This window comes from Streptomyces sp. GL_140 (genome assembly GCF_057834465.1).
The window spans coordinates 5,027,834-5,040,798 of record NZ_CM174404.1; the positions used below are offsets into that span (position 1 = coordinate 5,027,834).

9 protein-coding genes and 1 tRNA gene are annotated in these 12,965 nt (G+C 65.8%); all 10 read left to right on the plus strand.

Annotation, left to right across the window (positions count from 1 at the left end):
• The first annotated feature begins 91 nt into the window (after positions 1-91).
• The 10 genes from AC3IYJ_RS23410 to AC3IYJ_RS23455 all read left to right on the plus strand — a co-directional run bounded on the left by AC3IYJ_RS23410 (position 92) and on the right by AC3IYJ_RS23455 (position 12,764).
• Positions 92-164: transfer RNA gene (locus tag AC3IYJ_RS23410), tRNA-Trp, on the plus strand.
• A 104-nt stretch (positions 165-268) separates the two neighbouring features.
• Positions 269-550, plus strand: coding sequence for a preprotein translocase subunit SecE (gene secE, locus AC3IYJ_RS23415; RefSeq protein ID WP_330298064.1), 282 nt, complete (start codon positions 269-271; stop codon positions 548-550).
• Positions 551-634: 84 nt separating this feature from the next.
• Complete coding sequence (gene nusG / locus AC3IYJ_RS23420; protein WP_489396730.1) at positions 635-1,591, plus strand: transcription termination/antitermination protein NusG; 957 nt, start codon at positions 635-637, stop codon at positions 1,589-1,591.
• Between the two features lie 171 nt (positions 1,592-1,762).
• A complete protein-coding gene (rplK, locus tag AC3IYJ_RS23425; protein ID WP_214946888.1) occupies positions 1,763-2,197 on the plus strand; it encodes a 50S ribosomal protein L11 in 435 nt (144 codons plus the stop codon).
• An 86-nt stretch (positions 2,198-2,283) separates the two neighbouring features.
• Entirely contained in the window at positions 2,284-3,012 is a 729-nt protein-coding gene (gene rplA / locus AC3IYJ_RS23430; protein ID WP_489396731.1) for a 50S ribosomal protein L1, read from the plus strand.
• 203 nt (positions 3,013-3,215) lie between these two features.
• Positions 3,216-3,356: a hypothetical protein gene (locus tag AC3IYJ_RS23435; protein WP_489396732.1), complete on the plus strand. Its 141-nt coding sequence runs from the start codon at positions 3,216-3,218 to the stop codon at positions 3,354-3,356.
• Positions 3,357-3,648: 292 nt separating this feature from the next.
• On the plus strand, positions 3,649-4,179 hold the full coding sequence (gene rplJ, locus AC3IYJ_RS23440) for a 50S ribosomal protein L10 (RefSeq protein ID WP_267751591.1): 531 nt from the start codon (positions 3,649-3,651) through the stop codon (positions 4,177-4,179).
• Positions 4,180-4,289: 110 nt separating this feature from the next.
• Positions 4,290-4,673, plus strand: a complete 384-nt coding sequence (gene rplL, locus AC3IYJ_RS23445; RefSeq protein WP_489396733.1) for a 50S ribosomal protein L7/L12 — start codon at positions 4,290-4,292, stop codon at positions 4,671-4,673.
• Between the two features lie 611 nt (positions 4,674-5,284).
• Entirely contained in the window at positions 5,285-8,767 is a 3,483-nt protein-coding gene (gene rpoB / locus AC3IYJ_RS23450; RefSeq protein ID WP_489396734.1) for a DNA-directed RNA polymerase subunit beta, read from the plus strand.
• 97 nt (positions 8,768-8,864) lie between these two features.
• On the plus strand, positions 8,865-12,764 hold the full coding sequence (locus AC3IYJ_RS23455) for a DNA-directed RNA polymerase subunit beta' (protein WP_489396735.1): 3,900 nt from the start codon (positions 8,865-8,867) through the stop codon (positions 12,762-12,764).
• The last annotated feature ends 201 nt before the right edge of the window (positions 12,765-12,965 follow it).

Genomic DNA, 12,965 nt, shown 5'->3' on the forward strand with positions numbered 1-12,965 from the left:
CGTACACTCAACCGTCGTTGGCCCTCGCCGATCGCTGCAGAGCGTGAGCACTCCGTGCACTCATCTGGATGCGGTAGGTTGGGGGACGCAAAGGGTCGTAGCTCAATTGGTAGAGCACTGGTCTCCAAAACCAGCGGTTGGGGGTTCGAGTCCCTCCGGCCCTGCTCCACACTCCTTCTCGGATGTGTGCGCAGGTACGTACTTGATGCAATGCCGTGCGGCGCAACCGGGCGCGGCTACGGCCACGACCCGGATTCAGGTGAGAGACGTGACGGACGCCCTGGGCTCCATCGACATGCCTGACGCCGAGGACGACACTCGCGAGAAGAAGGCCCGCAAGGGCGGCAAGCGCGGTAAGAAGGGCCCTCTCGGCCGTCTCGCGCTCTTCTACCGCCAGATCGTCGCGGAACTCCGCAAGGTTGTCTGGCCCACTCGTAACCAGCTGTCGACCTACACCACCGTGGTGATCGTGTTCGTCGTCATCATGATCGGTCTGGTGACCGTGATTGACTACGGGTTCCAGGAAGCCACCAAGTTCGTCTTCGGCTGATCCCCGCGGAGGGCGGCGCCTTGATGGCTGCCGCCCGTTTTCGCATGTTCGACCACCTTTTGTATCCAGGAAGAAGCAGCCACCGTGTCTGACCCGAACCTGAACGCGAGCCCCGACTCCGTCGAGTCCGTCGAGGACGCGCTCGACATCGTCGAGGCGGCGGACGCGGACCGCGACGAAGTCGAGCTCGCCGACGAAGCCCAGGCCGGTGTCGCCGCCGAGACCGCCGCGATGCACATCGAGGCCGCTCACGTCGAGGCTGACGCCGACGAGGACGAGGACGACGAGTCCGCGGACGAGGGCGACGACGCCGACGAGGACGCCGAGACCGGCGAAGACGAAGACGCGGACGCTGCTGACGAAGAGGCCGACGCGGATGAGGAGGAGGCCGAGGAGGCCGCCCCCGTCGAGGACGCCGAGCCCGTCGACCCGATCCAGGCCCTGCGCGAGGAACTGCGCAGCCTGCCGGGCGAGTGGTACGTCATCCACACCTACGCCGGCTACGAGAAGCGCGTGAAGGCGAACCTCGAACAGCGCGCCGTCTCGCTCAACGTCGAGGACTTCATCTACTCGGCCGAGGTGCCCGAGGAAGAGATCGTCCAGATCAAGAACGGCGAGCGCAAGAACGTCCGGCAGAACAAGCTGCCCGGCTACGTTCTCGTCCGCATGGACCTGACGAACGAGTCCTGGGGCGTCGTCCGCAACACCCCCGGCGTCACCGGCTTCGTGGGCAACGCGTACGACCCGTACCCGCTGACCCTGGACGAGATCGTCAAGATGCTCGCTCCCGAGGCGCAGGAGAAGGCCGCCAAGCTCGCTGCGGAAGAGGCCGGCCTGCCCGCGCCCTCCGTCAAGCGCACCATCGAGGTCCTGGACTTCGAGGTGGGCGACTCGGTCACCGTCACCGACGGCCCGTTCGCGACGCTGCAGGCGACCATCAACGAGATCAACCCGGACTCGAAGAAGGTCAAGGGTCTCGTCGAGATCTTCGGCCGCGAGACCCCGGTCGAGCTGAGCTTCGACCAGATCCAGAAGAACTGATCCACAGCCTTCTGGCACACGCTTCCGGACAGGTCAGATTGCCCGCTTGCGGGCGGTCTGACCTGCTCGGTTTTTAGCCCCGCGCCGATACCCGTTATCGTGGTGCGGTATGCCTCCATCCGGATGACCGGATTGGCGGCGAAAAACTCTCACTAGGACCCGGAGAGAGCAATGCCTCCCAAGAAGAAGAAGATCACGGGGCTTATCAAGCTCCAGATCAAGGCCGGTGCGGCCAACCCGGCTCCGCCGGTCGGCCCCGCGCTCGGTCAGCACGGCGTCAACATCATGGAGTTCTGCAAGGCCTACAACGCCGCGACCGAGTCGCAGCGTGGCATGGTCGTGCCGGTGGAGATCACGGTCTACGACGACCGCTCCTTCACCTTCATCACCAAGACCCCGCCGGCCGCGCGCCTCATTCTGAAGAGCGCTGGCGTGGAGAAGGGCTCCGGCGAGCCGCACAAGACCAAGGTCGCGAAGCTTACGCGTGACCAGGTCCGCGAGATCGCCGCGCTCAAGATGCCTGACCTGAACGCCAACGACATCGACGCGGCCGAGAAGATCATCGCCGGCACCGCGCGTTCGATGGGCATCACGGTCGAAGGCTGATTCAGCCACCCCAGCACGACAGTGGTAGGACCAAGCGCTGGTCCGCACCACGACTCCACCCCTGAAGTCACAACACAGGAGCAGAAGTGAAGCGCAGCAAGACTCTCCGCGCTGCGGACGCGAAGGTCGACCGGGAGAAGCAGTACGCCCCGCTCGAGGCCGTCCGTCTCGCCAAGGAGACCTCCACGACCAAGTTCGACAGCACCGTCGAGGTCGCCTTCCGCCTGGGTGTAGACCCGCGCAAGGCCGACCAGATGGTCCGCGGCACCGTGAACCTCCCGCACGGCACCGGCAAGACCGCCCGGGTCCTGGTCTTCGCGACCGGTGACCGTGCAGCGGCCGCGGAAGCCGCCGGCGCCGACATCGTCGGCGACGACGAGCTCATCAACGAGATCGCCAAGGGCAACCGCCTCAACGAGTTCGACGCCGTTGTGTCCACGCCGGACCTCATGGGCAAGGTCGGCCGCCTCGGCCGCGTGCTCGGTCCCCGTGGCCTGATGCCGAACCCGAAGACCGGCACCGTCACGATGGACGTCGCGAAGGCTGTCACCGAGATCAAGGGTGGCAAGATCGAGTTCCGCGTCGACAAGCACTCGAACCTGCACTTCATCATCGGCAAGGTCTCCTTCACCGATGAGCAGCTGGTCGAGAACTACGGTGCGGCCCTCGACGAGATCCTTCGTCTGAAGCCGTCCGCCGCGAAGGGCCGCTACATCAAGAAGGCCGCCCTCAGCACCACGATGGGCCCCGGCATCTCGCTGGACTCCAACCGCACCCGGAACCTCCTCGTCGAGGAAGACCCGGCTGCTGTCTGACTGAGCCGGGCCTGACGGCCCGCTGAGTTGCCCGAACGGGCCCCGGCCCCCTCCAGGGGGGACCGGGGCCCGTTCTTGCGTCTCACCCCGAACTCCTCGTGGGCGGCCTCACGGCCTGAGACGGCGACGGGGCCGACGCGGGCAGGGGAGGGAAGTCCGGGTCCAAGGAGGCCGCTGCCGAGCCACCGACGCCCGCGGAGGCGGTGAAGGCGGCCTACCTCGACTCCAGGGAGACGGGGACCTCGAACGGGCCGCTCCGGACCACGGCGAAGTTCTCCGCCTTCGGTACGACGCCCGCGATCGCGCCGCCGCCGGCCGAGGACACGGTGGACTTCGACGACTGAGTCGCCGCAACCCTTGCGGGACACGGCCCGCGGGGGTCCGGACGGGCGGATTTGCTTGACATCGGGTGGTTCACGTATTCTTCCGGAGAAGCCAAAGACCGCTGGTCGTTGCCGTGCTCGCAAGGGTGCGGTGGCCGAAGGATCCGCTAAGTGCGGACGTCCTGCGCAGGTGTTCAAGGAAAGTTCCCGGAATCCGTTCCGGTTGAGCTACGCCCTGGCGCCTGCGCCGGGGCGTTTCGTATTTATGCCCCTTCTGAGCGGTCCTCATCACCCGGAAGGAGGCCGACGCACTATGCCGACGCCCAACAAGGCTGCCGCGGTAGCCGAGCTCACGGACGCGTTCCAGAGCTCGAACGCCGCCGTGCTGACCGAGTACCGGGGTCTCACCGTCGCGCAGCTCAAGACGCTGCGTCGTTCCCTCGGTGAGAACGCCCAGTACGCCGTGGTGAAGAACACGCTGACCAAGATTGCGGCCAACCAGGCCGGGATCACCGCGCTGGACGAGCACTTCGCTGGTCCGACCGCGGTCGCCTTCATCACCGGTGACCCGGTGGAGTCGGCGAAGAGCCTGCGTGACTTCGCCAAGGAAAACCCCAACCTGATCATCAAGGCGGGTGTCCTTGATGGTAAGGCGCTCACCGCCGATGACATCAAGAAGCTTGCGGACCTCGAGTCCCGCGAGGTTCTGCTCAGCAAGCTGGCCGGCGCGTTCAAGGGCAAGCAGTCTCAGGCTGCCTCCCTCTTCCAGGCGCTGCCGTCGAAGTTCGTCCGCACTGCGGAAGCGCTTCGCGTCAAGCTCGCCGAGCAGGGCGGTGCCGAGTAATTCGGCTCGCGCATTGATCCGCGCCGCCTAGTGCGCGGGTCGCAGCGGGCCGTTACGCCCGCCTCTCTATACATCCGGCACCTGCCGATTTAGTGGAAGGATCGCCCATCATGGCGAAGCTCACCCAGGACGAACTCCTCGCCCAGTTCGAGGAGCTCACCCTCATCGAGCTCTCCGAGTTCGTGAAGGCGTTCGAGGAGAAGTTCGACGTCACCGCCGCTGCGGCCGTCGCCGTTGCCGCCGGTCCGGTCGGTGGCGGCGCCGCCGAGGCCGTCGAGGAGCAGGACGAGTTCGACGTCATCCTCGAGGGTGCTGGCGACAAGAAGATCCAGGTCATCAAGGTCGTGCGCGAGCTCACCTCCCTGGGCCTCAAGGAGGCCAAGGACCTCGTCGACGGCGCTCCGAAGCCGATCCTCGAGAAGGTCGCCAAGGAGGCCGCTGACAAGGCTGCCGAGTCCCTCAAGGCTGCCGGCGCGTCTGTGACCGTCAAGTAACACCTCTGGGACCCCTCTGGGCCCCATTCAAAGGGCGATCACCCGTAAGGGTGGTCGCCCTTTGGCGTACCCGGAGTGCCTGATTTGCCCCCGTCTCGTTGGGGAGTAGGGTGATCATCGTTGCTCCGCGGCAGGGTCCTGAGATGATCCGCACGGAGCAGGGGGCCTTGACGAACGGGACGCGGCGCGCAATTCTCAGACCCGTCGCCAGAAGGGCCCGTTCGGATCCGAGATCCGAGGCATGGATCCGGTCCGCATCGGGCATGGATTGACTACGAAGAGGGCAGTACTGTTACGCGCTCTGTGTGCGAGAGCCACAGCGCGCGGCACGCCGTAGGACGCAGGGTTGGTCCGTTTAAACGACATGGGGAAGGCCTGTTGCCGGTTTCCGGAAACCTGGTCTGGACATCAGTGAGCCGAGTGGCTACACTGACCCTTTGCGCTGCCTGTTAGCTGCCCCCTGCCCGTCGCCAGGGGCATGCCCACGCATGAGCACACTTGATTGAACGGCCCTGAGCTGGTCCTTTTGACCAGATGGGGGGCGCTTGTCTTCTGTGTCAGCTGGGACCGGTACGCGCGTAGTGAGTCCGAGCCCTCGGAAGGACCCCCTCTTGGCCGCCTCGCGCAACGCCTCGACCAATACGAACAACGGTGCCAGCACCGCCCCGCTGCGCATCTCCTTTGCAAAGATCAAGGAGCCCCTCGAGGTTCCGAACCTCCTGGCGCTGCAGACCGAGAGCTTTGACTGGCTGCTCGGCAACGCCGCCTGGAAGTCTCGCGTCGAGTCGGCGCTTGAGAGCGGACAGGACGTTCCCACCAAGTCCGGTCTGGAAGAGATCTTCGAGGAGATCTCGCCGATCGAGGACTTCTCCGGGTCGATGTCGCTGACGTTCCGCGACCACCGTTTCGAGCCGGCGAAGAACTCGGTCGACGAGTGCAAGGACCGCGACTTCACGTTCGCGGCGCCGCTTTTCGTCACCGCCGAGTTCACGAACAACGAGACCGGAGAGATCAAGTCTCAGACGGTCTTCATGGGCGATTTCCCGCTCATGACCAACAAGGGCACCTTCGTCATCAACGGCACCGAGCGTGTCGTCGTGTCGCAGCTCGTCCGTTCCCCCGGTGTCTACTTCGACTCCTCCATCGACAAGACGTCCGACAAGGACATCTTCGCCGCCAAGATCATCCCTTCCCGGGGTGCCTGGCTTGAGATGGAGATCGACAAGCGTGACATGGTCGGTGTTCGCATCGACCGCAAGCGCAAGCAGTCCGTCACCGTCCTCCTGAAGGCTCTCGGCTGGACCACCGAGCAGATCCTCGAGGAGTTCGGCGAGTACGAGTCCATGCGCGCCACCCTGGAGAAGGACCACACCCAGGGCCAGGACGACGCGCTGCTCGACATCTACCGCAAGCTGCGTCCGGGCGAACCGCCGACCCGCGAGGCCGCTCAGACGCTGCTCGAGAACCTCTACTTCAACCCGAAGCGCTACGACCTCGCGAAGGTCGGCCGCTACAAGGTGAACAAGAAGCTCGGCGCGGACGAGCCGCTGGACGCCGGCGTGCTCACCACCGACGACGTCATCGCGACCATCAAGTACCTGGTCAAGCTGCACGCCGGTGAGACCGAGACCGTCGGTGAGTCGGGTCGTTCGATCGTCGTCGAGACCGACGACATCGACCACTTCGGCAACCGTCGTCTGCGCAACGTCGGCGAGCTCATCCAGAACCAGGTCCGCACGGGTCTGGCTCGTATGGAGCGCGTCGTCCGCGAGCGGATGACGACCCAGGACGTCGAGGCGATCACGCCGCAGACCCTGATCAACATCCGGCCGGTCGTCGCCTCCATCAAGGAGTTCTTCGGCACCAGCCAGCTGTCGCAGTTCATGGACCAGAACAACCCGCTGTCGGGTCTCACCCACAAGCGCCGTCTGTCGGCGCTTGGCCCGGGTGGTCTGTCCCGTGAGCGGGCCGGCTTCGAGGTCCGAGACGTTCACCCGTCGCACTACGGCCGCATGTGCCCGATCGAGACCCCTGAAGGCCCGAACATCGGTCTGATCGGCTCGCTCGCGTCCTACGGTCGCGTCAACGCGTTCGGCTTCGTCGAGACCCCGTACCGCAAGGTCATCGACGGCGTCGTCACCGACGACGTCGACTACCTGACGGCTGACGAGGAAGACCGCTTCGTCATCGCCCAGGCCAACGCCGGCCTGAACGACGAGATGCGCTTCACCGAGAACCGCGTGCTGGTTCGCCGTCGTGGTGGCGAGATCGACTACATCGCCGGCGACGACGTCGACTACATGGACGTCTCCCCGCGCCAGATGGTGTCCGTCGCGACCGCGATGATCCCCTTCCTCGAGCACGACGACGCCAACCGCGCCCTCATGGGCGCGAACATGATGCGCCAGGCCGTTCCGCTCATCAAGGCGGAGGCGCCGCTCGTCGGCACCGGCATGGAGTACCGCTGTGCGGTCGACGCCGGTGACTCGATCAAGGCGGAGAAGGACGGTGTCGTCCAGGAGGTCTCGGCCGACTACATCACCGTCGCCAACGACGACGGCACGTACACCACGTACCGCGTCGCCAAGTTCTCCCGCTCGAACCAGGGCACCTCGGTCAACCAGAAGGTCATCGTCAACGAGGGTGACCGCATCATCGAGGCTCAGGTCCTCGCCGACGGTCCTGCGACCGAAGAGGGCGAAATGGCCCTCGGCAAGAACCTGCTCGTCGCGTTCATGCCCTGGGAAGGTCACAACTACGAGGACGCGATCATCCTGTCGCAGCGCCTCGTACAGGACGACGTCCTCTCCTCGATCCACATCGAGGAGCACGAGGTCGACGCCCGTGACACCAAGCTGGGCCCCGAGGAGATCACCCGGGACATCCCGAACGTCTCCGAGGAGGTCCTCGCGGACCTCGACGAGCGCGGCATCATCCGCATCGGTGCGGACGTCGTCGCGGGCGACATCCTGGTCGGAAAGGTCACGCCCAAGGGCGAGACCGAGCTGACCCCGGAAGAGCGTCTGCTCCGCGCGATCTTCGGTGAGAAGGCCCGCGAGGTGCGTGACACCTCGCTCAAGGTTCCTCACGGTGAGATCGGCAAGGTCATCGGCGTCCGCGTCTTCGACCGCGAAGAGGGCGACGAGCTTCCCCCGGGCGTCAACCAGCTGGTCCGCGTCTACGTGGCCCAGAAGCGCAAGATCACCGACGGTGACAAGCTCGCCGGCCGCCACGGCAACAAGGGTGTCATCTCCAAGATCCTTCCGATCGAGGACATGCCCTTCCTTGAAGACGGCACGCCGGTCGACATCATCCTGAACCCCCTGGGTGTCCCGTCCCGAATGAACCCGGGACAGGTCCTGGAGATCCACCTCGGCTGGCTCGCCAGCCGCGGCTGGGACGTCTCCGGTGTCGCCGAGGAGTGGGCCGAGCGACTGAAGGTCATCGGCGCCGACCGCGTCGAGCCCGGTACCAACGTCGCCACCCCGGTGTTCGACGGTGCCCGCGAGGACGAGATCTCCGGCCTCTTCGAGCACACCATCCCGAACCGCGACGGGGACCGCCTGGTCCTCCCGACCGGTAAGGCGCACCTGTTCGACGGCCGCTCCGGCGAGCCGTTCCCGGAGCCGGTCTCGATCGGCTACATGTACATCCTCAAGCTGCACCACCTGGTCGACGACAAGCTCCACGCCCGGTCGACCGGTCCGTACTCGATGATCACGCAGCAGCCGCTGGGTGGTAAGGCGCAGTTCGGTGGCCAGCGCTTCGGTGAGATGGAGGTGTGGGCGCTCGAGGCTTATGGCGCCGCTTACGCCCTCCAGGAGCTCCTGACCATCAAGTCCGATGACGTAACCGGCCGCGTGAAGGTCTACGAGGCCATCGTCAAGGGCGAGAACATCCCCGAGCCGGGCATTCCCGAGTCCTTCAAGGTGCTCATCAAGGAAATGCAGTCGCTCTGCCTCAACGTGGAGGTGCTGTCCTCGGACGGCATGTCCATCGAGATGCGCGACACCGACGAGGACGTCTTCCGCGCGGCGGAGGAGCTCGGTATCGACCTGTCCCGGCGCGAGCCGAGCAGCGTCGAAGAGGTCTGACGGGCCTGACGGGGGGCTCGCTCAAGAGCCCCCCGTCATCCCCGGGACCGTTCAGACCATGATTGAGACTCGACCCCGAAAGAGGGATTGACGCACAGTGCTCGACGTCAACTTCTTCGACGAGCTGCGGATCGGCCTTGCCACCGCGGACGACATCCGAACCTGGTCCCACGGCGAGGTCAAGAAGCCGGAGACCATCAACTACCGCACGCTCAAGCCCGAAAAGGACGGACTCTTCTGCGAGAAGATCTTCGGTCCGACCCGGGACTGGGAGTGCTACTGCGGCAAGTACAAGCGTGTCCGCTTCAAGGGCATCATCTGTGAGCGTTGTGGCGTCGAAGTCACGCGTGCCAAGGTGCGCCGCGAGCGGATGGGCCACATCGAGCTTGCCGCTCCCGTCACCCACATCTGGTACTTCAAGGGCGTCCCGTCGCGCCTGGGCTACCTGCTGGACCTCGCGCCGAAGGACCTCGAGAAGGTCATCTACTTCGCCGCGTACATGATCACGTTCGTGGACGACGAGCGCCGCACCCGCGACCTCCCGTCCCTGGAGGCGCACGTCTCCATCGAGCGCCAGCAGATCGAGAACCGACGCGACTCGGACCTCGAAGGCCGTGCCAAGAAGCTCGAGACCGACCTGGCCGAGCTCGAGGCCGAGGGCGCGAAGGCCGACGTACGCCGCAAGGTGCGCGAAGGTGCCGAGCGCGAGATGAAGCAGCTCCGTGACCGCGCTCAGCGCGAGATCGACCGTCTCGACGAGGTCTGGGCGCGCTTCAAGAACCTCAAGGTCCAGGACCTCGAGGGCGACGAGCTGCTCTACCGCGAGCTGCGCGACCGCTTCGGTACGTACTTCGACGGCTGCATGGGCGCCGCGGCGCTGCAGAAGCGTCTGGAGTCCTTCGACCTCGACGAAGAGGCCGAGCGCCTCCGCGAGATCATCCGTACCGGCAAGGGCCAGAAGAAGACCCGTGCGCTCAAGCGCCTCAAGGTCGTCTCGGCGTTCCTGCAGACCAGCAACAAGCCCAAGGGCATGGTTCTGGACTGCGTGCCGGTCATCCCGCCGGACCTGCGTCCGATGGTGCAGCTGGACGGTGGCCGCTTCGCGACCTCCGACCTGAACGACCTGTACCGCCGCGTGATCAACCGCAACAACCGTCTGAAGCGTCTCCTCGACCTCGGTGCTCCCGAGATCATCGTGAACAACGAGAAGCGCATGCTTCAGGAGGCCGTGGACGCCCTCTTCGACAACGGTCGTCGTGGTCGTCCGGTGACCGGTCCCGGTAACCGTCCGCTGAAGTCCCTGAGCGACATGCTCAAGGGCAAGCAGGGTCGATTCCGTCAGAACCTCCTCGGCAAGCGCGTGGACTACTCCGCGCGTTCCGTGATCGTCGTCGGCCCGCAGCTGAAGCTGCACCAGTGCGGTCTGCCCAAGGCCATGGCGCTGGAGCTCTTCAAGCCGTTCGTGATGAAGCGCCTGGTGGACCTGAACCACGCGCAGAACATCAAGTCGGCGAAGCGCATGGTCGAGCGCGGCCGCACGGTCGTCTACGACGTGCTCGAAGAGGTCATCGCCGAGCACCCGGTTCTCCTGAACCGTGCGCCCACGCTGCACCGCCTCGGCATCCAGGCCTTCGAGCCCCAGCTGGTCGAAGGCAAGGCCATCCAGATCCACCCGCTCGTCTGCACCGCGTTCAACGCGGACTTCGACGGTGACCAGATGGCCGTGCACCTGCCGCTTTCGGCAGAGGCGCAGGCCGAGGCCCGCATCCTGATGCTGTCCTCGAACAACATCCTGAAGCCGGCAGACGGTCGTCCCGTCACCATGCCGACCCAGGACATGGTGCTGGGTCTGTTCTTCCTCACCACCGACGGCGAGCTCCGTGACGTCAAGGGCGAGGGCCGCGCGTTCGGCTCCACGGCCGAGGCGACCATGGCGTTCGACAACGGTGAGCTCGCGCTCCAGTCGGCCGTCGACATCCGCTTCCCGGTGGGCACCATCCCGCCGCGCGGCTGGGTGGCCCCGGTCGCCGAAGAGGGCGAGCAGGAGTTCCAGCCGGGCGACAGCTTCCGTCTGCGCACCACCCTGGGCCGCGCGCTCTTCAACGAGCTGCTGCCCGAGGACTACCCGTTCGTCGACTACTCGGTGGGCAAGAAGCAGCTCTCCGAGATCGTCAACGACCTGGCGGAGCGCTACCCCAAGGTCATCGTGGCGGCGACGCTCGACAACCTGAAGGCGGCCGGCTTCCACTGGGCGACCCGTTCGGGCGTCACCGTGGCCATCTCCGACGTCGTCGTGCCCGAGGCCAAGAAGGCCATCGTCGCGGGCTACGAGGCGCTGGACGAGAAGGTCCAGAAGCAGTACGAGCGCGGTCTGATCACCAAGGACGAGCGCACGCAGGAGCTCATCGCGATCTGGACCAAGGCGACCAACGAGGTTGCCGAGGCGATGAACGCGAACTTCCCCAAGACGAACCCCATCTTCATGATGGTTGACTCGGGTGCCCGAGGAAACATGATGCAGATGCGACAGATCGCCGGTATGCGTGGTCTGGTGTCGAACGCGAAGAACGAGACCATCCCGCGTCCGATCAAGGCGTCCTTCCGTGAGGGCCTCACCGTTCTGGAGTACTTCATCTCCACGCACGGTGCCCGTAAGGGTCTGGCGGACACCGCCCTGCGTACCGCCGACTCGGGTTACCTCACCCGTCGTCTGGTGGACGTCTCGCAGGACGTCATCATCCGCGAGGAGGACTGCGGCACCGAGCGCGGCCTGAAGCTGAAGATCGGCGTCAAGGACGAGACCGGTGTTCTGCGCAAGGCCGACGACGTCGAGACCTCCATCTACGCCCGCATGCTGGCCGAGGACGTCGTCATCGACGGCAAGGTCATCGCGCCGGCCAACGTGGACCTCGGTGACGTGCTCATCGACGCCCTCATCGCGAACGGCGTCGAGGAGGTCAAGACCCGCTCGGTCCTGACCTGTGAGTCCGCGGTCGGCACCTGTGCCTTCTGCTACGGACGCTCGCTCGCCACCGGCAAGCTGGTCGACATCGGTGAGGCGGTCGGCATCATCGCCGCCCAGTCCATCGGTGAGCCCGGTACCCAGCTGACGATGCGTACCTTCCACACCGGTGGTGTGGCCGGTGACGACATCACGCAGGGTCTGCCGCGTGTCGTCGAGCTCTTCGAAGCCCGTACCCCGAAGGGTGTCGCCCCGATCTCCGAGGCCGCCGGTCGCGTGCGGATCGAGGAGACCGAGAAGACGAAGAAGATCGTCATCACGCCCGACGACGGCAGCGAGGAGACGCCCTTCCCGATCTCCAAGCGCGCCAAGGTCATCGTCAGCGAGGGTGACCACGTCGAGGTCGGCCAGAAGCTCACCATGGGTGCGACCAACCCGCACGACGTGCTGCGCATCCTCGGCCAGCGTGCGGTCCAGGTCCACCTGGTCGGCGAAGTCCAGAAGGTCTACAACTCGCAGGGCGTGTCGATCCACGACAAGCACATCGAGATCATCATCCGGCAGATGCTCCGCCGCGTGACGATCATCGAGTCCGGCGACGCGGAGCTCCTGCCGGGCGAGCTCGTCGAGCGGTCGAAGTTCGAGACCGAGAACCGTCGTGTGGTCACCGAGGGCGGTCACCCCGCCTCCGGCCGTCCGCAGCTGATGGGTATCACCAAGGCCTCGCTCGCGACCGAGTCCTGGCTGTCGGCGGCGTCCTTCCAGGAGACGACCAGGGTTCTGACGGACGCGGCGATCAACGCCAAGTCCGACTCCCTGATCGGCCTCAAGGAGAACGTCATCATCGGTAAGCTCATCCCGGCCGGTACGGGCCTCGCCCGCTACCGCAACATCCGGGTCGAGCCCACCGAGGAAGCCAAGGCAGCGATGTACTCGGCCGTCGGTTACGACGACATCGACTACTCGCCCTTCGGCACCGGCTCCGGCCAGGCTGTCCCGCTGGAGGACTACGACTACGGCCCGTACAACGGCTGAGTCATAGGGCATGTGAAGAAGCCCCCCGCTGCTCCGAGAGGAGCGGCGGGGGGCTTCCTCGTTTCCGGGGCCAGGGCCTCGGACCGCGCTGTCAGCCCCGGAGGCGCTCGCGGCGCAGGCCCGTGACCGTTGGCCGGGGCCAGGGCCAGGAGGGCCAGGGTGGCGGCGGCCAGGCCCGGGGTGAGGCCTTCGGGGGTGGTT

Excerpts from the sequence above, each read along its gene's own strand:
- rplK (WP_214946888.1), top strand. The coding sequence starts at position 1,763 with ATGCCTCCCAAGAAGAAGAAGATCACGGGGCTTATCAAGCTCCAGATC.
- rplJ (WP_267751591.1), top strand. The coding sequence starts at position 3,649 with ATGCCGACGCCCAACAAGGCTGCCGCGGTAGCCGAGCTCACGGACGCG.
- rplL (WP_489396733.1), top strand. The coding sequence starts at position 4,290 with ATGGCGAAGCTCACCCAGGACGAACTCCTCGCCCAGTTCGAGGAGCTC.